General features: G+C 50.8%; 17 protein-coding genes. 10 read left to right on the forward strand and 7 right to left on the reverse strand.

Going from position 1 to position 21,301, the window contains the following annotated elements:
* Positions 1 to 180 precede the first annotated feature (180 nt).
* Both QWI17_RS02650 and QWI17_RS02655 read left to right on the forward strand, forming a co-directional pair.
* The gene (locus QWI17_RS02650; protein WP_302720945.1) at positions 181 to 783 is read left to right on the forward strand and encodes a DUF4136 domain-containing protein; all 603 of its coding nucleotides are present in this window, start codon (positions 181 to 183) and stop codon (positions 781 to 783) included.
* 56 nt (positions 784 to 839) lie between these two features.
* Positions 840 to 1,430 (forward strand): DUF4136 domain-containing protein, encoded by a 591-nt coding sequence (locus QWI17_RS02655; protein ID WP_302720946.1) that lies wholly within the window; start codon positions 840 to 842, stop codon positions 1,428 to 1,430.
* 39 nt (positions 1,431 to 1,469) lie between these two features.
* Here the strand turns inward: QWI17_RS02655 and QWI17_RS02660 are convergent, their stop codons facing one another.
* Complete coding sequence (locus tag QWI17_RS02660) at positions 1,470 to 2,660, reverse strand: MFS transporter (protein WP_302720947.1); 1,191 nt, start codon at positions 2,658 to 2,660, stop codon at positions 1,470 to 1,472.
* A 354-nt stretch (positions 2,661 to 3,014) separates the two neighbouring features.
* Between QWI17_RS02660 and atzF the strand changes: the two genes are divergently transcribed.
* The 6 genes from atzF to urtE all read left to right on the forward strand — a co-directional run bounded on the left by atzF (position 3,015) and on the right by urtE (position 11,013).
* Positions 3,015 to 4,814: an allophanate hydrolase gene (gene atzF / locus QWI17_RS02665; RefSeq protein ID WP_302720948.1), complete on the forward strand. Its 1,800-nt coding sequence runs from the start codon at positions 3,015 to 3,017 to the stop codon at positions 4,812 to 4,814.
* Between the two features lie 266 nt (positions 4,815 to 5,080).
* A complete protein-coding gene (gene urtA, locus QWI17_RS02670) occupies positions 5,081 to 6,325 on the forward strand; it encodes an urea ABC transporter substrate-binding protein (RefSeq protein WP_302721046.1) in 1,245 nt (414 codons plus the stop codon).
* An 87-nt stretch (positions 6,326 to 6,412) separates the two neighbouring features.
* Entirely contained in the window at positions 6,413 to 8,068 is a 1,656-nt protein-coding gene (gene urtB / locus QWI17_RS02675; protein ID WP_441294578.1) for an urea ABC transporter permease subunit UrtB, read from the forward strand.
* Between the two features lie 180 nt (positions 8,069 to 8,248).
* Positions 8,249 to 9,394 (forward strand): urea ABC transporter permease subunit UrtC, encoded by a 1,146-nt coding sequence (urtC, locus tag QWI17_RS02680; RefSeq protein WP_370659600.1) that lies wholly within the window; start codon positions 8,249 to 8,251, stop codon positions 9,392 to 9,394.
* The gene (urtD, locus tag QWI17_RS02685) at positions 9,394 to 10,218 is read left to right on the forward strand and encodes an urea ABC transporter ATP-binding protein UrtD (RefSeq protein WP_302720950.1); all 825 of its coding nucleotides are present in this window, start codon (positions 9,394 to 9,396) and stop codon (positions 10,216 to 10,218) included. The genes urtC and urtD overlap by 1 nt, the downstream gene beginning before the upstream one ends.
* Before the next feature lie 99 nt (positions 10,219 to 10,317).
* Complete coding sequence (gene urtE, locus QWI17_RS02690) at positions 10,318 to 11,013, forward strand: urea ABC transporter ATP-binding subunit UrtE (RefSeq protein WP_302720951.1); 696 nt, start codon at positions 10,318 to 10,320, stop codon at positions 11,011 to 11,013.
* A gap of 80 nt (positions 11,014 to 11,093) precedes the next feature.
* Here the strand turns inward: urtE and QWI17_RS02695 are convergent, their stop codons facing one another.
* From QWI17_RS02695 to QWI17_RS02710, 4 genes are all read right to left on the reverse strand, one after another.
* Positions 11,094 to 11,558: a hypothetical protein gene (locus QWI17_RS02695; RefSeq protein WP_302720952.1), complete on the reverse strand. Its 465-nt coding sequence runs from the start codon at positions 11,556 to 11,558 to the stop codon at positions 11,094 to 11,096.
* A gap of 36 nt (positions 11,559 to 11,594) precedes the next feature.
* Positions 11,595 to 12,437 (reverse strand): alpha/beta hydrolase, encoded by an 843-nt coding sequence (locus QWI17_RS02700; RefSeq protein WP_302720953.1) that lies wholly within the window; start codon positions 12,435 to 12,437, stop codon positions 11,595 to 11,597.
* Between the two features lie 39 nt (positions 12,438 to 12,476).
* Entirely contained in the window at positions 12,477 to 13,076 is a 600-nt protein-coding gene (locus tag QWI17_RS02705; RefSeq protein ID WP_302720954.1) for an HAD family hydrolase, read from the reverse strand.
* A 182-nt stretch (positions 13,077 to 13,258) separates the two neighbouring features.
* On the reverse strand, positions 13,259 to 14,215 hold the full coding sequence (locus tag QWI17_RS02710; RefSeq protein ID WP_302720955.1) for a sugar phosphate isomerase/epimerase family protein: 957 nt from the start codon (positions 14,213 to 14,215) through the stop codon (positions 13,259 to 13,261).
* A gap of 502 nt (positions 14,216 to 14,717) precedes the next feature.
* Here QWI17_RS02710 and QWI17_RS02715 point away from each other — a divergent pair.
* Together QWI17_RS02715 and QWI17_RS02720 are read left to right on the forward strand one after the other, a co-directional pair.
* Complete coding sequence (locus QWI17_RS02715; protein WP_302720956.1) at positions 14,718 to 17,348, forward strand: cellulase family glycosylhydrolase; 2,631 nt, start codon at positions 14,718 to 14,720, stop codon at positions 17,346 to 17,348.
* Between the two features lie 133 nt (positions 17,349 to 17,481).
* On the forward strand, positions 17,482 to 17,961 hold the full coding sequence (locus QWI17_RS02720; protein WP_302720957.1) for a glutathione peroxidase: 480 nt from the start codon (positions 17,482 to 17,484) through the stop codon (positions 17,959 to 17,961).
* 99 nt (positions 17,962 to 18,060) lie between these two features.
* Here QWI17_RS02720 and QWI17_RS02725 read toward each other — a convergent pair whose 3' ends face one another.
* Together QWI17_RS02725 and QWI17_RS02730 are read right to left on the reverse strand one after the other, a co-directional pair.
* Entirely contained in the window at positions 18,061 to 19,461 is a 1,401-nt protein-coding gene (locus tag QWI17_RS02725; protein ID WP_302720959.1) for an aminotransferase-like domain-containing protein, read from the reverse strand.
* Between the two features lie 235 nt (positions 19,462 to 19,696).
* Positions 19,697 to 21,259 carry a sodium/sugar symporter gene (locus tag QWI17_RS02730; protein WP_302720960.1) on the reverse strand — a complete coding sequence of 521 codons (1,563 nt, stop codon included), beginning with the start codon at positions 21,257 to 21,259 and terminating at the stop codon, positions 19,697 to 19,699.
* Positions 21,260 to 21,301 lie beyond the last annotated feature (42 nt).

Here is a 21,301-nt window from a genome sequence, read left to right on the forward strand (position 1 = left end):
AAGATGTGCCTTGTACATATGAGGTTGTATTCTACCCACATCCGCCCGACATATAGTGCGACAGATTGTCGCACAATCAATGTAATTTGTGCCTCAACACGCAGCGGCATCGCATTTATTCGCTCTCAAATAACGTTATACTAGGGCAAGCGTCAAACTTCACTAACAGGATGTAATGCTATGAAAGCCACAGGTTTTTTGTACACATTTCGAACAGTCATCACGGGTGCCCTTTTATCCGCGCTGGTTTTGGCCACAGGCTGTGCTACTGGTCCCGATATTCGCAGTGACTTCGATAAAAACGCCGACTTCCGAAGCTATAAAACGTTTGGTTTCGTTGACCCGCTGGGCACGGATAAGCACGGCTACTCTTCACTGGTAACATCGCACTTTAAGTCCGCCGCGCGCAACGAAATGGAAGCGCTGGGATATACCTACAACGAAAACGATCCAGAGCTTCTGGTGAATTTCTTCATGAACACAGAAAATCGAACTGAAATTCGCTCGTCTCCCAGAATGACGGCATCTTATGGCTACTACGGATACCGCTCAGGGCTGTACATGGGCTTTCCTGTCTATGAGTCAGACACAGAAACCAGACACTATAAAATGGGCACACTTAACATTGACGTTGTTGATGCTAGCGAGGAGCGTTTAATTTGGGAAGGGATTGCCGAAGGCAAGCTCAGCAAAGAAGCTTTGGATAACCCGCGCCCTGCCATTCATAGCGCAGTAAAGCAGATTTTCCAGCAATACCCCACGGCACCTAAAGCGGCCGAGTAACATTACGGCGCGGCACTCGCCGCGCCCTCTTACATTTGTGAATGCGACCCTACCTTATGATTTTTAAATCCAGAGCCGTTTTATTTGTAACTGTGACTCTCGCCATTGCAGTGCTGGCGGCATGTCAGAGCGCCCCCAAACCTAAAATTGAGTCGATATACAATAAGGCGGCGGATTTTTCAGTTTATCGGACATTTTCTCTGACCCGTGAACCAGAAATGCTGCTTTATGACGACGCTAAGCCCTATATAGCGGTTTTCAATACCGCCATCATTAGCGCCATGGAAGATAAAGGTTACCGCCACATCGAAGAAGGTGGAGACTTGTTTGTCAACTATCGGGCGGAAGTGGATAACCAGCTGGAGTCATTCAATAACGCCATTCCCATAACCCCAAATCGTATGGGTTATTACAGCTCCTGGGCCTCTCTCTATGGCCCACTGCCGCAAGAGCGCGAAGGTGGCAGCACTCGTATTACCTATACCGGGGCGCTGAATATCGATGTTGTCGATGCCAAACACAAGCAGGCAATTTGGCAGGGTGTTTACCAACAAAAAATCACCAGCGACAGGCGTGATGACCGGGAAGCTCTGATCAAAAAAGCGGCTGAAGATGTTTTAGCCACGTTACCTCACGCAAATAAATAAACCAGAACCCCGCCCCCGAGAGGCCTCACGGTCTCTCGGTTATACCAATCGTTGGCGATTCAACAAAGCCCACACTGAAATCAACAACAGCAACACCACGGGCACTAGCGTCGCCAGCACTTGCACCTGCCAGCCAAAGCTCACCAACACCCAACCGGCACAAAGCGATGCCGCAGCCTGCAGTGAAAATACACTGAAATCATTAACCGCCTGCGCCTTAAAGCGCTCGGCGCCACTGTAAGCTTTGGGCAGTAAGGTGGTACCGGCAAGAAAAAGAAAATTCCAACCAACCCCCAGCAACACCAAAGCCCACCAATAGTGCATAACAGCGTGTCCACTCAATGCGATAATCAACACGGCAAAATACAGGACACAGCCGCTCAACATTAGCGTGATAACGCCCAGGCGCTGCAATAAAAACCCCGCAAACAACGAGGGGAGAAACATTGCCATTAGGTGACTTTGGATAACCCATTTTGCCTCATGCAAACTATGGCCATAGTGACTGTGCATGCTGATGGGTGTGGACGTCATTAGGAAGCTCATAACGGCATAGCCGATGGCAGCCGAGGCCAATGCAATTAAAAACACAGGCTGGCGCACAATCTCTGAAAGAGGCCGACCGGTGCCTTTGTCCTGAGTTTGCAGCTGCTCAGGGTTGCGAAAACCCATAAACACGATGGCCGCCAAGACGATAGCCAACAGCAAAATCAAGAAAGAACCACTGTACTGTGCCAGCCCCGACCAGTGCCGGCCCCAGGCCCCAAACTCTGGCCCCACAATGGCGGAGACGATACCGCTTAACATAATCATGGATACAGCGGGACCTGCATCGGCCGGATCGCTTAAGCTCTCTATGGCGGCAAAGCGGAATTGCTGAAAAAAAGCCATGGCCGCGCCCATAAAAGCGGCTCCTGACAGCAGACTGATAAAGCTGGAAAATTCGGTTGCAGCCAATCCGAGCAATGCGCCGATCGCCGAGCAAGCGATACCCGTGAAACCTGCAAAACGTCGACCTCGGCGACGAACCAACGAAGCCGCCGGCAAGGTCGTTAACGCGGTGCCGACAATAGTACAGGCCAATGGTAACGTGGCCAATGCGGGGTTAGCCGCGAGCTTTGCCCCCAACAGCCCACTAATGAGAACCATCAATGGGATCGAGGTCATGACCAAAGATAAGGTTCCCGCTAACACCCAGACGTTGCGAGGGAAACGCAGCCAATGCTTCATAATTCTTACTTTCCTTAGTTGCAGTACACCCGTGCTGCTCGCATTAGGTGCGTCAATAAGCCAGATAACAGAGGGCGCTCTGGCGCATTTTTAGTCCACGAAAGCCTTTTCCAAACAGCCACCGAATTACCGCACCATTTTAACGCAATTGAGTGCACGTATCGTTAATTTGGTGCGCACCATTAGTGCAAAGAATACCTGTTGAAGCAAACCCGATTTCTGAGAGGTGATCAGTTTCTTTCGCCAAGCCCCATAAAATCGGCCTTTCCCGCACACAGCATACCTCTCATTTTTTGTTTGGCACGCTTCATGCTCAAGCAGAGTTTGCCATAATAGACAGGACATCAATAAACAATGCTGACCACAGGTTGGACAATACCGGACTGGCAAGAAGCCTATGCCAGCGGTAAACACACACCCGACACCCTACTGCAGGATCTGCTGAGTAGCCTTACTGAGTGCGCCCCCACCTGGACTCACATTGTTAGCGAGTTATACCTACAGCAAGCACTGAGCGATTTAAGCAACAAGAGACCGCAAGAGTGTCCATTGTACGGCATCCCCTTTGCCGTAAAAGACAATATAGACGTGGCCGGCCTGCCCACATCAGCTGCCTGTCCCGACTATGCCTATGAAGCTCGCCACGATGCCGCCACCGTTGCCAAACTGCGAGACGCCGGCGCGATTGTAATAGGCAAAACCAACCTCGATCAATTTGCCACAGGCTTGGTAGGTACACGCTCCCCGTACGGAGCAGTGCCTAATAGTTTCAACAAAGACTATATTTCCGGTGGCTCAAGCTCCGGCTCCGCGGTTGCCGTCGCCAATGGTCTGGTGCCTTTCAGTCTTGGCACTGACACAGCTGGGTCTGGCCGTGTGCCGGCCAGCTTCAACAACATTGTCGGACTAAAACCCACCAAGGGGCGTTTCAGTACCGCAGGCGTTGTACCGGCGTGTCGCAGTATTGATTGTGTTTCCGTTTTCGCGCTCTCAGTCGCCGATGCTCACTGCATTGCAGAGATTATGCAAGGTGAAGATGTAGGCGATGGCTATTCGCGCGAACCGAACACACTTGCGCAAGCTAAACGTATTGGCAACTCCCCAACCTTTGCTGTTCCTGCCAGCATTGACTGGTTTGGAGACACAGCTCAACAAGCCGCATGGCAGCAAAGCTTGATAAAACTCAAAGAGATGGGCACAACCATTGTCGAAATGGACTTTACGCCTATGCTTGAACTTGCCCAGCTTCTGTATGGAGGTGCATGGGTGGCTGAGCGCGGCGCCGCTGTGGGTGATTTTATCGAACAAAAACCCGGCAGCGTTAATGAAGTCGTCGGAAAAATTATTCGCAATAGCTCAAATTTTTCTGCCATTGATGCCTTTAACGCCGAATACAATCGCGCTGCTCTCGCCAAAACCATTCAAGAGAAAATGAAGGCCGTTGATGCCTTGCTGGTACCAACCACTCCTCGCTTCCCTACGCAACAGCAAGTGGCTGATGAACCTATTCTAGTCAATAGCCAATTGGGTACTTTTACAAATTTCGTCAACCTGGCCGATTGTTCTGCACTATCGCTACCGGCAGGAATTCGCAGCGACGGGCTGCCGTTCGGCATCACCTTGATAGCCCCAGCCTGGAACGATTTGGCTCTGGCCGAGTTTGGTCACCGCTGGCAACAGTTTTGCCCGTGGCAACGCGGCGCCCTGGCAGGAACATTACCGGCAGACGGTCAACTCACGTTTACCCACCGCGAAAACTGTATGCGCATAGCCGTTGTTGGCGCCCACCTAACCGGCATGCCGCTCAATTATCAGCTTACCGAGCTCGGCGCCCAATTTGTGGAAGAAACCACAACCTCCAACAATTATCGTTTATACGCCTTGGCCGATACCACACCGGCCAAACCCGCACTGGTTCGCGCAGAGAGCGGCCAGGCAATTAGCCTAGAGATTTGGCAGCTGCCGATGAGCAACCTGGGGGCTTTTTTCTCACAAATTCCAGCACCTTTGGGCCTAGGCAGTATCACTTTGCACACCGGAGAATCCGTAAAAGGATTTATCTGCGAAGCGGCCGGTATTGCCAACGCAAGTGACGTTACCGAATTCGGCGGCTGGAAAAATTATATTGCGAGCATTAAGCGAAAAGTTTCGTAATAAAAAATATTTGCGAGTAACTACAAGCGGTGAAGTAAACACTGCGGCAGTTGTCAGACTGCGGTGCAATCCGACGCTCGCAAATTTGGAGCCTTTACCGGCTGCAATAGGGGGAAGACAGTCCCCAAAAAGAAAGACGCCTGAAAAACAGGCGCCTTCGCTAAGCACTTGGAGTTCAACCAAATCGTTTTCTACACAAATGGAGAAAAACCATGATTCTCAAGCAATTGGCAAAAACCGTTGGGGCATTGGGTATTGCCTGTGGTATGGCGTTGTCCGCAACCACGAGCTACGCCGAAGATGAAACTATCAAGGTCGGTGTATTGCACTCACTTTCTGGCACCATGGCTATTTCAGAAACTACGTTGAAAGACACCATGCTGATGCTGATCGAAGAGCAGAACAAAAAAGGTGGCCTGCTGGGTAAAAAACTGGAGCCGGTAGTCGTGGACCCTGCGTCTAACTGGCCACTGTTTGCTGAAAAAACTCGCGAGCTACTCTCGCAGGAAGAAGTCGATGCAATTTTTGGTTGCTGGACCTCGGTATCACGTAAATCAGTATTACCCGTGGTTGAAGAGCTGAACGGATTGCTGTTCTATCCTGTTCAGTACGAAGGTGAAGAATCTTCGCGCAATGTGTTCTACACCGGTGCGGCGCCTAATCAGCAAGCCATACCAGCTGTCGATTATCTGATGAATGACATGGAAGTGAAACGCTGGGTATTGGCCGGTACGGATTACGTTTACCCACGTACGACCAACAAAATTTTGGAAGCCTACCTGAAGTCCAAGGGCGTAGCCGAATCAGACATTATGATTAACTACACCCCGTTTGGCCACTCTGACTGGCAGAACATTGTCGCAGACATCAAACGCTTCGGCAGCCAGGGTAAGAAAACCGCTGTAGTTTCGACCATTAATGGCGATGCCAACGTACCTTTCTACCGCGAACTGGGCAACCAAGGTATTTCTGCTGAAGATATCCCAGTGGTTGCATTCTCTGTAGGTGAGGAAGAGCTGTCTGGTATCGACACTAAGCCTCTGGTTGGTCATATGGCGGCGTGGAACTACTTCATGAGCGTTGAAACCGACGTGAACGACACCTTCATTGATCAGTGGCTGAAGTTCATTGGTGATGACAAACGCGTTACCAACGACCCAATGGAAGCTCATTACATCGGTTTCAATATGTGGGTGAAAGCGGTTGAGAAAGCGGGTACTACTGATGTTGACGCTGTAATCGATGCAATCGTCGGCGTTGAAGTACCGAACCTAACCGGTGGCAGCAGCAAAATGCTGCCTAACCACCACATCACCAAACCTGTTCTTATCGGCGAAATCCAGGAAGACGGCCAGTTCCTGACCGTATGGGAAACCGAAGACCTGGTAGCGGGTGATGCATGGTCTGACTACCTTGAAGGCTCTAAAGACCTGAAGTCTGATTGGCCTAGCATGAACTGTGGTAACTACAACACAGCAACCAAAAAGTGTGTAGGCGCTACTGCCGAGTAAGACCTCTCGTATTTTCGATATGAGTATAGGGGCGGCGACTGCCGCCCCTTGTTTTCCTCCGGGAAAGAACGCTAAACCATGACAGTGATGACAACCATGGAAAGATTTAAAAAAGTGGGCCCGACTATGGTGTACCGCGAATGTCTAAAAGTGTTGCTGGTCCTTCTGGCAACGTTATTGCCCTTAGCAAGTCACGCGCAAGCTAGCGAGACCGACACCGAATTTTATGCGCTAGTCGATCAGGTGGCCTCCGGCAGCCTTAGCAAACGCATTAAAACTGTTGATGCGATTGCCGAACTCAATCACACCCGCAGTGCAGCCATTCTGGAAGCCTTACAAGAAGGTGCACTAAAGAATGCGCGTGGTAAAGAAGGCTTGGTAGTGATTGAAATCGCCAACGACCAATACGTCGACGCAAAAACCGGCGAGCCTATAATCGATAAAGACTTAGGGCGCCTAAAGCGCGTACCTATTCACAACAAATTACGCGGCCAAATTCGCACGCTGCTAGCACAGATTAATTTATCCAGCGCAGACGAAGAAATTCGCTTAAGCGCTGTTACTCGCTTGATTACCGACGGTGGCGACGCCGACACCGCAGAGCTTTTGCAATCTCTCAAAGCGAATGAAACTAGCGCTGCGGTCGTTGAGGCCATGAACACGGCCATCGCCCTCTACAGAATCGAAAGTGACGATGCTACCGTTAGATTGTACGCAGTCAAACAACTGCGCGGCTCTTTAATCCCTGAGGTACGCGGCCCGCTTAAAGCTCTGGTCACTAACGATCCTGACAAAGCGGTACGCATTGAGGCGGAGCGCGCCATTGACTCCATTGAAGGCAAACTGAAGATGTTTCGTTTCGGCGAAAATGTCTTTTTTGGTTTGAGCTTAGGTTCTGTATTTTTGCTGTCGGCCATTGGACTTGCCATTACCTTTGGCGTGATGGGCGTAATCAACATGGCTCATGGTGAGCTCATGATGATCGGCGCTTACACCACATGGGTGATTCAACAAGCCTTTCCCAACCAAATTGAATACAGTTTGTTTATGGCCATTCCTGCGGCTTTTGTCGTGGCGGGGTTAGTAGGCATTGCCATTGAACGCGGCGTCATCCAGTTTTTATATGGCCGCCCGCTGGAAACCTTGCTGGCCACCTTCGGTATCAGCTTGATATTACAACAGGCCGCTCGCAGTATTTTCTCACCATTAAACCGGGCCGTTAGCCTGCCCGAGTGGATGAGTGGATCCCTGCAAATAAACCCCGCCCTGTCGATCACGTTTAACCGGCTGTATATATTACTTTTTGGCCTGATGGTGTTCTTCGCGCTAATGGCCATTCTTAAGAAAACCTCGCTGGGCCTCAAAGTACGCGCGGTCTCGCAAAACCGCCCCATGGCTCGTGCCGTAGGTGTACGCGCCAGCTGGGTAGACGCCCTTACCTTCGGCCTCGGCTCTGGTATTGCAGGAATTGCCGGCGTGGCCCTTTCGCAACTAACCAACGTTGGCCCGAACTTAGGCCAGGCCTACATTATCGATTCATTTATGGTCGTCGTGTTTGGCGGCGTCGGCAATCTGTGGGGTACCTTAGTCGGCGCCATGGGACTTGGTATTGTCAATAAGTTCCTGGAGCCCTACGCCGGTGCCGTGCTGGCCAAAGTGCTGATTCTGGTGATGCTGATTTTATTCATTCAGAAAAAACCCAAAGGGCTATTCCCGCAAAAAGGCCGGGCTGCGGCTGACTAGTACCCAGGAAAGCCAGTATGTTGCTTATAAACCATTGGCTTATCGCCCTATTGAGGCAAACAAAGCTTTTCCAAGCTTCTTGTTGCAATCGGGCTTGCGCTGGCCTTCGGGCAACGGCAGTACAAATATTTGCCGCCACTAACGAAGCACCCAGTGATATTGATAGGACGTGAAAATACTATGCTCACTCAACGATTATTAACCAGTGATAAAGGCGGAATGATAGTGTTGGCGATTCTTGCGCTAACCTGCATTCTGGTGCCAATACTAAATCTGGCGGTACCGGAAAGCTCGCCTTTTCATGTATCCACTTTTACCGTTACCTTACTGGGCAAATTTCTCTGCTATGCCCTTCTCGCCTTGGCGCTCGATTTAATTTGGGGCTACGCCGGCATTCTGTCGTTGGGACACGGCGCCTTTTTTGCTCTGGGCGGCTACGCCATGGGCATGTACCTCATGCGTCAAATTGGCGACCGAGGCAAGTACGGTGATCCGCTCCTGCCCGACTTTATGGTATTTCTTAACTGGAAAGATTTACCCTGGTACTGGCAGGGCTTCGATATGTTTTGGTTTACCGCCATTATGATTGTTCTCATTCCCGGCATACTGGCCTGGGTATTCGGCTGGCTTGCCTTCCGCTCACGCGTAACCGGTGTCTATTTTGCGATTATTACCCAGGCGCTTACCTACGCCTTAATGCTTGCTTTCTTCCGCAACGAAATGGGTTTTGGCGGTAACAATGGCTTAACCGACTTCAAAGACATACTCGGATTTTCAATTACCGCCGACTCTACCCGAATTGGATTGTTTTTGGCTTCCGGCATTGCACTCATGTTAGCGTACCTCGCCTGTCGTTACATTGTTACCTCGCGCGCAGGCAGAGTCATTGTGTCCATTCGCGATGCCGAAACCCGCACCCGTTTCTCCGGTTATAAAGTGGAGTCTTACAAACTTTGGTTGTTTGTATTCTCCGCCGTATTGGCCGGTATTGCCGGTGCACTGTACGTACCGCAGGTAGGCATTATTAACCCCGGCGAGTTTTCGCCACTGAACTCAATTGAGCTTGTGGTGTGGGTGGCTACCGGTGGTCGGGGAACTTTGTATGGCGCCATTGTCGGGGCTTTCAGCGTGAATTACGGTAAGACAGTGTTCACCTCTTTCTACCCCGAGGCCTGGCTGTTTCCGCTTGGTTTGCTGTTTGTCCTGGTAACCCTAGTACTACCGCAAGGTTTAGTAGGACTTCTGGGTAAAATTAAGAAGAACAGAGCTGGCGACAATTCCGATAAGCAAACAACCGATAAGGCCGACACAAAGGAGGGCGCGTAATGAATCCAATTAAACACGCCCGCAACTGGGGCTCCAGGGCACTCCCCAAAAAAGACCCTAACTTCGGCCACCCGCTGGATACCAGTCACGGCCCTATCTTGTACGTAGAAGATGTCAGTGTAAGCTTCGATGGATTTAAGGCGCTGAACAACCTCAACCTGTACATTGATGAGGGTGAACTGCGCTGCATTATCGGCCCCAACGGCGCCGGTAAAACCACCATGATGGATGTGATTACCGGCAAAACCAAACCCGATGCGGGTAGCGTTTACTTCGGCCAACAAATCAATTTGCTGGAGTTGTCCGAGCACCAGATTGCTCGCGGTGGTATAGGCCGAAAATTCCAGAAGCCTACGGTATACGAAGCACTGTCAGTTTACGAAAATTTGGAGTTGGCCACCGCAGGCGACAAACGATTTTGGTCAACGTTAACGCGCGGTCTTAACGGCGAACAGAAGGACCGTATCAGTGAAGTTATGGAAACCATTGGCCTCACCGACTCAGTTAGGAACGATGCCGGTAATCTGTCCCACGGCCAGAAACAATGGCTGGAAATTGGCATGCTACTGATGCAAAGCCCTCGCGTACTGCTGGTGGACGAGCCTGTTGCCGGCATGACCGGAGAGGAAACCGAACGCACCGCTGAACTTCTGACATCTCTGGCTGGTAAACACTCGGTGATTGTGGTCGAGCACGATATGGCATTTGTGCGCTCGATTGCCCGTGAAGTCACGGTACTGCATCAGGGTTCTGTACTTGCCGAGGGAACTATGGACAAGGTGCAGAATGATCCGAAGGTGATTGAGGTGTATTTGGGGGAGTAACGGTTGAGGGTACACGGAGTACGGGAAACGAAGCTGAGGCTTTCTTTCCCGTTCCCCGTTGGCCGTGTACCGTCAACCGCAACAATTTGGAGCTAAAACGTGCTAAACATACAAACCATAAACCAGTTTTACGGCCAGAGCCACATACTCTGGGACCTAGATTTAAGCTTGCCCGAAGGCAGTTGCGGCTGTTTGATTGGCCGCAACGGTGTCGGTAAAACCACACTGCTAAAATGCGTAACCGGCCTACTACCCATTAAAGACGGCACAATCGAATTCAATGGCAAGGAAGTCAGCAAGGCCAGTACCGAAGCCCGCGCGCGTGCAGGCATTGGCTATGTGCCTCAGGGCCGCGAGATTTTTCCGCTACTCACCGTCGAGGAAAATCTAAAAATATCTCTTGGCGCCCGCAGTGATGGCAAAAGTCAGATACCGGATTTGATTTACGAACTATTCCCGGTACTAAAAGAAATGAAGCACCGCCGTGGTGGTGACCTTTCCGGCGGACAACAACAGCAACTTGCCATTGGTCGCGCGCTTGTGCTCGACCCCAAGCTGCTCATACTGGACGAGCCTACCGAAGGCATTCAGCCCAACGTCGTGCGCGACATCGGCAATGTGATCCGACGCCTTAACGAAGAGTTTGGCTTGACGGTGCTATTGGTCGAGCAAAAGTTGCCCTTCGCCCGTAAAGTGGCGGATCATTTCTACATTATGGAACGAGGTAAAGTAGAGGCCACCGGTGCGATGGAAGAACTCAACGACGAGCTGGTACAAAAGTATTTGAGTGTTTAAACTGGTACGTCAGATGTCTGCGATCAGACGTCTGACGTACCCCCTAAAGAAGATAAGTTTTTGTTTAGATTACAGGTGTTCTACCAATACTCTTGCACCCGCGATATTTTTCCATTCTCAATAGTAAACAGGGCCATTAGATCTTGATCCCCGTCAGGCTGCCAATCGCCATGTTCATCTACACGTCCATAGCTATAAGCAACTGCAATATGGGAATCTCCCTGAATAGCATTACTCACCTGAATCATTAACTCCGAATCATTTTGGTAAGCGTCATTTTCTTGATTGCGAACAAATGCGTCCTGCCAATCATCTCGACTAAAAGCCGCTCCGTAGCGTATATGCTCATATCTAACCGATGGGTGCAGCTCGGCAAAGAGAGCTTCAATATCAGCAGGGGTAGACCCCAATCGATAAACAACCGTTAACTTGTCAAAATACGACTCAACCAGACTCATCTGACAGCTGTGATCACAGCGATCTGCCTGTGCATAATTAGCTAAGACTAAAATGACCAAGAACAGTACACACGTTATTTTTCGCATTTTGTTTTCCTTATGTTCGTCAGACAGTACCGAAAATTAGTTGGTACGCGCCAACCCTCGATCTAACAACCAGTCTTTCAATCGCCCACTCCAGTTGGCGATGCTTCTGTCAGTAGCACGCTGTCCCATATTAAAACCATGACCACCCGAACTGTAGAAGTGTGCTTCGGCGTCGGCTTTCGCCTCCAGGTAGCGCATATACAACACGGGTCCGGTTGCCCTGCAGCATGTGTCATCACCCGCAGATATTGTAAACAAAGGCGGTGCATCCTGGCTTACTTTATCCGGCAAACCGCCAAAGCCTGGGTACACCAACACCTGAAAATCGGGCTTTGCGCTTAATCGCTCTATTGGATCATTTGCGCTGGAATCGCTCCCGGTTTCTCCGAAGGAAATAAACATGGCAACCTCGCCACCAGCAGAAAACCCCATCATCCCCAGTTGGTCGGGATTGATGTTCCATTGTTTAGCGTTGTGACGTATCACCCGCATCGCGCGAGCCGCATCTTGCGTACTATGCTCCGGGTAAGAGTAAGGGGATTCAGATTCGTTGGCTAAACGATACTTTAGTACGAAAGCGGCTATACCGAGGTCTTGATAAAACTTCGCAGCATCGACGCCCTCTGCCTCGAATACCAGTTCGCGATGCCCCCCACCAGGGGCAATCAACACAGCGCCACCCGTCGCAATGTTAGGATCTGGGAAAAAAGCCGTTATGCTGGGGTTATGAATGTTTTTAACCCACCAGTCTTGCGCCAACTCGGGCTCGTCTTTTAAATGCTCAAAGCCGGGGGCACCGTCTTCCCATAAAGGAATGACTTCTTGAGCATAAAGCGAACTGGCGAAAAGCAAGGCACATAAAGAAATGATATAGCGCATATTTGACTCTCCATGTAGCTGTTCTTCCAACCCAGTGAACTATAACAACCCGAGCGATGCAAGCACTTGCCGTACTTCCCCGACACCACTTACCTGAAACGCGTTGATTTGGAATGCCTGGGCTGATTCAACATTCCGCCAGCTGTCGTCGAAATACACTATATTCTCGGGTGTCGTATTCAGTGCTTGCACAACGTGCGTAAATGTTACAGGATCAGGCTTAACCCTACCCATTAAGTGAGAAATAAACTGCATCGGAAAAAAACGATCTGCTTGTATGGTTTTTCTTACCACGGGCCACTGTACTTCATTGGTATTACACAAACATGCCAGGCGGTAACGAGGTTGGAGCTCTTGCAGCAAATCAATAGCGCCGTCAAAGGCCACACTTACCCAGCTTGCAAAAGCCTCTCTCAGCGCGTCTTGCGTGATTTCAATGTTCCACTCGTCGACGAATGCTGTGTGAAATTCACTGAAACCAATACGTCCAGATTCCAAAGCCCGCGCTGATTCACAAACGAGCCAACTATCGCCCACCTGTTTCTCCGACATGCCTGACCAACGTACAAACTCTGGCATTCCACCCAGTTCGACTAATACCCCACTGATATCAAATAAAAGAACCGGCGCCTGCTGCATAGGTGATTAAATCCTTTTCATACGTCACCTCACCAGAGGCGAATATGTAAAACACAGCTGTAGCAATTTTTTAACGCGATAACCTAGCAGGCTGTTGCTAGATTGAACACAAGAAAAAAGCCCGTCTAACCATAAGGCCAGCGGGCTTTTGCAAGGTCCGGTCATAACCGTCAACCGAAAGCTTAAAGCAACTTCTCCAAACCTTTCTTGGAAGCCTCTACCGCCTGCATAGGCGTCATACCCTCTGGGTAAACTTCTTGCTCCACTACCAACCACACGGGCTCAGGAGACTTAGCAAACTGCTCTACAACGGCCTGCCAGTCAACCAAATCCTGCCCCACAATGGAGGTAATACCATTGTCAGCGTGAGTCACCTTATTCAGCTCACCAAAGACAATACCCATTTTTTCACCCCAGTTACCGGGGGCCGCCTCTTTGATGACTGGCATTACCTTATCGTATTGCGTTACCTGAGCCTTCATATGCGCGGTGCGTATACGGTCACCGTAGCGGTTAATTAAATCTACCGGGTCTTTACCCGCGAAATAGGCCCAACTGATATCAAGCTGGATCACGACGTCGTCACTGGTATTCTCGATCATGTATTCCCAGTAGCTGCTATCCGCGTAATCGTTAAACTCGTCCTGGTGGTTGTGATAGCCGATTTTCATGCCGTGAGGCGCGAGTATTTTGGCGGTTTCATTCAGCTGTGCAACGATTTTCTCGATGCCTTCGTCGCTCCAGGCGCGACCATCAGCGGGGATGATTAACCACTCGACACCTAAGGTCTTATAAAAAGCGATGGTAGCGTCAATGTTCTCTTCGGTTAGTTTGTCAAAGCCAACATGCGCACCGCTAATCTCTAGGCCCAGCGAGTCGATATAGGCCTTAAATCCGGCCGCGTCATCACCAAATTCACCGAGATTGCCGGCCAGTTCAACGGCGTCAAAACCCATATCGGCCAGAGACTTCAGTGTGCCTTTAACATCTTCAGTAACATTGTCCTTTACGGACCAAAGCTGTACCGAAATACCGCGATAAGCGGAATCTCCGGCAAAGACCAGGGTGGACGCCATAATGGCGGTGACGGCTAACACACCTATAACGAGGCGTCTTGTCATGCGAGCTAAAGAAATCATGGTATCTCCATGTTGGTTATTATAGGGATCAAACCCGAAGCATAGACGCTAACCGGTTACACTGACAATTCAATTTTTGAAAACGTTACTTTACAAACCTGCACACTCAAGGGGCCACTCACAACTCTGTACCCTCTCTATACTCCCTGATTCCCGGTGGGTAAGTTTGCTACATAGCGCAAGCTTTCACCTGGCCCGCCTCTTAAAAGCGGTTGTTAAACACCACGTTACTGTTAAAATACCGCCGCCTAAAACTACCCGCAACAACGTTGTTCTGATCGCTGTGGTACCGCGCCATTGACGAGATTGTCAGAATTCAACAGTGGCATTCTACTCAGGGGCAAATGGTACAGATCCAATCTCTAAGCCTTGCCTTTCGCAATCCTTTTTTTGATCTGATATCACTCATAGATTGGTCCCATGTTAGTGCCTTGAACAAATTGAGACGCTTATCCACTGGCGAGTCGTCACAATGGCGCGCGAATTAAGGAAGCAAAAAACTATGACCGATAGGTCAGATAATAAAAAGAGGATATTCACCATGCGCCACCACACCAGGACTTTCACTTGGCTTGCGGCCGCCCTACTCAGCGCCCTATTGCTCAATGGCTGCGGATCATCCAGCAGCTCGCCGGGCACCAACAGCTCCTCCCATCAATCCAGCGAGAGCTCAAGTTCTTCTAGTTCTAGTTCTAGTTCTAGTTCTAGCTCTAGCTCTAGCTCTAGCTCTAGCTCATCCAGTATGGATGCGACCGCAATGCTCGGTACCGATGGTACGCAATGGGTCGACGCCAATAACAATCCTGTACTACTAAAAGGCACCAACCTAGGTAACTGGTTACTGCAAGAGTTTTGGATGATGGGACAAAGTACCCAAGCCGTGAACGACCAGTGCACACTGGAGTCGGTACTTGATGAGCGATTCGGCAACGCCGAGCGCAAACGTTTGATGACCCTGTTTCGTGATAATTGGATTACCGAACGCGACTGGAATCACATGGCTGATTTTGGCCTTAACGTTATTAGGCTGCCGTTTATATGGAACCTGATTGAGGATGAAAACAACCCCTACACGCTGCGCGACGATGCCTGGAAATATCTGGACCTCGCCATAGCCGAGGCGGCCGAACGAGATATGTATATTATTCTCGATTTACACGGCGCCGTCGGGAGTCAGGGCTGGGAACATCACTCCGGCTGCGCTGGACGCAATTGGTACTGGGACGGCGGCAACGGTCAAGAGGCCTCCTATTACCAAGACCGCACCATATGGCTGTGGGAGCAAATCGCTGAGCGTTACAAGGACAACGAAACGGTGGCCGCCTACGGGTTGTTAAATGAACCGTGGGGTACCTCACCAGAGAATCTCGCCGATGTCATTACCACTTTATACAACAAGGTGCGGGCCATTGATTCCAACCATGTCATCATACTGCCGGGCCACAGCGCGGGCATAGACGCCTACGGTAATCCCGCCGAGCGTGGTATGGAAAAGGTAGCGTTTGAAATGCATTTTTACCCGGGCTTTTTTGGTTGGGGCATTACAGGGTATGAGGCGCAACGCGACTGGCTAACCTGCGGCCGAACCGGAACCATAGGGGTGTGCGAGTGGAACGAGCGCGTACGCACATTAGACACCCCCTTTTTGATCGGTGAATTTCAGCCTTGGGCCGGCCAGGGGCTTGAGCTTGGCGCTAAGATTGCGCGCGCCACTTACGATACTTACGGCGAATACGGCTGGGCTGCAACCAACTGGGCCTACAAAGTTCTGTCCAATATCGGCGGCCAAGGTGCCGGCACCTGGGGCATGGTGGCAAACGAGCCGGGCTTAGGCCTGCTTAGCAAAGCTGACACCTGGGCATGCCCCGGATGGGACAGTACATTGGCATCTGCCTGTACCACCTCAGCGCAGGAGTTCACAGTGCCCGGCGATGGCAATAAAGAGTACTACTTAGCCGTTAAAGCCGAGGCATGCTGCGCAGGTACACTCAATGTGGCGATGGACTCTCTGGACATTATTCATGTCGACAGCGGCACGTCCGTGCTGACCAACGGCGATTTTGGTGACAGTGCCAGCTGGAGCGAATGGACCATTGGCGATGCCGTCAGTGTTAACTTCAACCAAACTGACGCGGCCACACAACCGACCGGTGCCAAGGGCAGTTATCTGCACCTAACGAGTACAGGACCAAGCAACGGCGGCCTGTACCAGAAGATCACTCTCGAAGGCGGTGCAGCGTACCAACTCGACGGAGTGTTTAAAGATAATGGCAGCACCGATGCCTGGGTGGAAATTTACCTCGTCAGCAGCGAACCCCAGAACGGCGAGGATATTACCGGTGAATCAATACCTCAGTTGGACTTTGCAAGTGCCAGTCTCGAGCAAATCGAAGCGTTGTTCGAGCGATTTGGTACCATCAACTATGACGTCCATCAGCCCTTGCAGCAGTGGCTAACTACCAACGAATCGCCCACCCTATTTGTATTGCCCTCTCCGACAACAGGTTCGAGTTTGATGGTTACAGAATCTGGCAACCAATTATATTGGGACGCCAATCCCGATACGGTTGACGGATATTACGTTTACCGCAGCCAGTCATCCGCAAGCCTGGGCAGCGTTATTGCCACTGTAACGGACACCGAGTACCTCGACACCAATGCCGATGGCTCGACATACTACTACCGCATAAGTGCATATCTGGGAGATGCCATCAGCTACCCCAGCAACATCCTCGCAACCGCCATTGTGCCTCGCGCCGTACCCGGAATTTTACAAGCCGAGGCTTTTATGAGCATGCAAGGCATTCAAATCGAATCGACCAGCGACGCGGGCGGCGGTGAGAACATCGGTTACCTCGATACCGGCGACTGGCTTGAGTACCAGCTTACTAGCGCCCAAGCAGGTGAATACGATGTAACGTTCCGACTTGCCAGCCAGGGCGGCTCAGAGGGCTTTAACGTCATCATTGACGGCAAGCCCCTCACAACCATCATCGTTCCAGACACTGGCGATTGGCAAGCCTGGCAAAACGTCTCTGCGAGCGTAGAATTACCCGCTGGCGACTTTGCCCTTAGGTTGGAGGCCGTCGGGGGAGCCTGGAATATGAATTGGATTGAATTCACTCAACCGTAAGTGTCGATTTAACTCTTGCTTCCCCTCGTTAGCGGCGCTTGGCGTCGCTAACACCTCTCTTTGCGCTCAACTGGCGCACTGCTATGATAGGCCGTATCTAAACTCTACATGTAACCGAGCGGTGGGGGCGACTATGCCCAAAATTCACAAGTTTTCGATTAACAGTTTGCAAGGTGAGGCCATCAACTTTGCCGATTTTCAGGGCAAGGTTTTGCTGCTGGTCAATACCGCGAGCAAATGCGGGCTGACGCCACAATACGAAGGCCTGCAAGAGCTGCATAAAAAATACGCTGATCAGGGATTAATTATCATTGGCTTTCCCTGCAATCAATTCGGTGAACAAGAGCCGGGCGATGCCGAGGAAATTCAAAACGGCTGCCTGTTAAATTACGGCGTAGACTTTTTAGTCAGCGAAAAAATTAACGTAAACGGCCCCGACACACACCCTATTTTTCAATACCTAAAAGAAGAGTGCCCAGGCTTAGGTGGCAATAATGTTAAGTGGAACTTCACCAAATTTTTAGTAGCGCCCGACGGCACCCCACAGCGCCGATTCGCTCCGGTTACCAAACCGGGAAAATTGGAGGGGAAAATTAAGCGGTTGCTTGGGTGATTGATGTCTGATGTCTGATGTCTGATAAAGCTTAATCCGCTGATCAACTTTGACTTTATTAATCTGTTTTTCTGCGTCAGACGTCCGACGTCTGACGTTCTACCCCCCTACCAACCTCGCTAAATTCGCCAGCGCCCGCTCCACGCGTGCATCCCACTTTACCGCGCAGTTCAGCCGTAAACAGTTGCTAAATTTTCCGCTGTTGGAAAATAAACTACCGGGGGCGAAGCTAACGCCTTGCGCCAGCGCCGGCTCGATCAGCTGTTTGGTGTCGATATTTCCGGGCAATTCAAGCCAGAGCACAAAACCGCCGGTGGGGCGACTGACGCGGGTTTGATCCGGAAATAACTGAGTAACACGCTCAATCATACGCGCCACCGATACCGCGTGTTCGGCTCTCGATTGTCGCATCATACGTTCGTAGCGGCTTTTTTCCAGAATATGAGCCATCGCCAACTGCGCCGGTGTGTTCACACACACCGTGTTTATAAACTGCAGGTATTCGGCGCGCTCAATATTGTTACCGGGCACCAGCCACCCTACCCGCAAGCCCGCGGCCAGGGTTTTTGATGACGATGAGCAGTAGTACACCAGCCCCTTGGTGTCCCAACTTTTTATGGGCCGAGGTCGCGGCCCGCTCAGTGGCAACTCGCCGTAAATATCATCCTCAACCAGCGGCACCTTGTAGCGATACAATAATTCTAATAATGCTTGTTTGCGCTCGTCCGATAAACACACGCCTAGTGGATTAGAAAAATTCGGCACCATCACGCACGCCGCCACTGACCATTTATCCAATGCCAGCTCGAGCGCGCCGAGTGAAATACCCTGTTCCGGGTCGGTGGGTATTTCCAGCGCCTTTAAACCTAAAGACTCCACCACCTGCAGCAGGCCGTAATAGATCGGCGACTCCAACACAACCACGTCACCGGGCCGGGTGATTTGCTTTAGCGCAATGGACACAGACTCCTGACAGCTGTTGGTAACCAGCACCTGCTCCGGGCTAACATCACACTGTAAACTCGCCAAGTGACGGGCAATTTGAGTACGCAGCTCCGGCGCTCCGGGTGGAAACTCATAGTTAACGCAGCGGCGCCTCTGCTCGCGCCACACTTTGCGGTAAGCCTTTTCAATGGTGTGAACCGGCAGAAAGTCCGGATCCGGGATCGCGGTGCCCAGATTCACCACATCGGGATTATTGGCCGACTGAATCAATTGCAAAACCCGCTCTTGCCCCGTAACTGGCTTAGGCGTTTTACTCACCGTGCGCACCCGCGGCGGCCGGCGCTTGGCCGTTTGAGGTCGCACAAAATAACCCGAGCGCGGTCGCGCTTCCAATAAGCCGCGGCGCTCCAATTCACGGCAGGCATTAACGGCCGTCGACACACTGACCTGATGCTGCTGACTCAGGCGCCTCACGCCGGGCAAAGCGGTGCCGGGCCGATACACCTCGTCGGTAATCAGCCCCTGCAAGCGGTTGGCTAGGTCTTGGTAAAGCATCGCCACGGTCTCCTTGTCGTATTAGCTATAGACTAACGCAGTGAACAAATACTGAAACGTACAGTAGGCGTCCAACAAAGCAGTACAGTTTTATAAAGCTACACCTAGAGCGGAACAGATGCAAAATAGATTACCTGTACTGTATTCGGCTAATACCTATTGAGCAGCCATAAAAAAAGCCGCTGCAACCCGGGCTGCAGCGGCTTTTTAAAACACTTAATTTTTCTTTAGCGGATTACCACCATACAGTGTAAAACGCGATAAGCACGATACAGACCGCCACACTGGCGATATTAAAGCCTGCGGTAGTACCAAAATTAACCTCGGAAAGCTCCACCGGCTGTTCGGTTTTATGCCCTTTGCCTAAGTGCGAAACCACCAGTGCCGCAACCACACAGAGCAAGAATACCAGCCCAACCCGATCCATAAACGGAAGCGTGGGCCACAATAAATAAAACCCGAAGCTCAGTACCGCAGAACCTATCGCCGCAACTAAACCGCCGGTCGCAGTGGTTCTTTTCCAAAACATACCCAAGACAAACAGCGCCACGATACCCGGGGTAAAGAAGCCGGTGAACTCTTGAATGAACTGGAATGCCTGATCAAATTTACCCAGCAATGGCTTAGCCGCAATCATGGCAATAACCAGGGCAGTAACACTTACGATACGGCCAACCAATACATAGTGGTGCTGACTCTTACCCGGGCGTTTATCCGAGTAAATATCCATGGTGAAAATCGTGGAAACACTGTTGGTCATGGAGGCCAGTGAAGACACAATCGCAGCAACTAAGGCGGCGAAAATAAGGCCCTTAATACCCACTGGCATGACATTCATTAACGATGGGTACGCCTGATCGGGTCTCGACAGTTCTGGCACCAAAATTACAGCGGCAATACCGGGCAGTACCACAATCAGAGGCATCAGTAGTTTTAGGAAAGCGGCAAACACAATACCTTTTTGCGCTTCCGTCACGCTCTTAGCGGCGAGGGTACGCTGAATAATGTATTGGTTAAAACCCCAATAGGACAGGTTCATAATCCACATGCCGCCGATCAATACCGATATACCGGGCAGATCCATATAGTGCTCACTGTCGGCGCTTAAGATCATATCGAACTTGCCCGGTAACTCAGTGGTCAGTGTAGTGAACCCCCGCCAAACACCATTGCCATCGGAAATTAAGTTAAGCGCGGTATAAGACAAAAACAACCCGCCAAAGACCAACAAAACCACCTGAATAATGTCCGTCATGGCCACGGCCTTGAGGCCACCGTACAAAGAGTACGCCAGTGAAAACACGCCCAGAAAGATCATGCCGTACATTAAGTCGACACCGGTAATGGTGTTAATCGCCAGCGCGCCCAACCAAAGCACGGCGGTAAGATTCACAAACACATAGACGCCCAGCCAGAAAATCGCCATAACTATCCGTACCCGGTGATCATAGCGCTGCTCCAGAAACTGGGGCATGGTGTAGATTTTGTTCTTAAGAAAGATCGGCAAGAAGAACTTACCGACAATTATCAGCGTGATCGCTGCCATCCACTCGTAAGAGGCAATCGCCAAACCAATTTTGTAGCCAGACCCCGACATACCAATAATCTGTTCGGCCGATATATTCGCCGCAATCAGAGAGGCACCAATAGCCCACCAAGGTAAACTGTTGCCCGCCAGAAAGTAGTCGTTGGTATTTTTTTCGTGCCCTTGTTTTTCGCGCGACACCCACCAGGCAACACCAATTAGCCCGATGACGTAAACCACAAAGACCGCCAGGTCCAGATTCGCAATAGTCATAACCGCTCTCGCTCTGTATCGTTATTGTTTAATTATTTATTG

The organism is Gilvimarinus gilvus, assembly GCF_030518155.1.
Classification (GTDB): Bacteria; Pseudomonadota; Gammaproteobacteria; order Pseudomonadales; family Cellvibrionaceae; genus Gilvimarinus; species Gilvimarinus gilvus.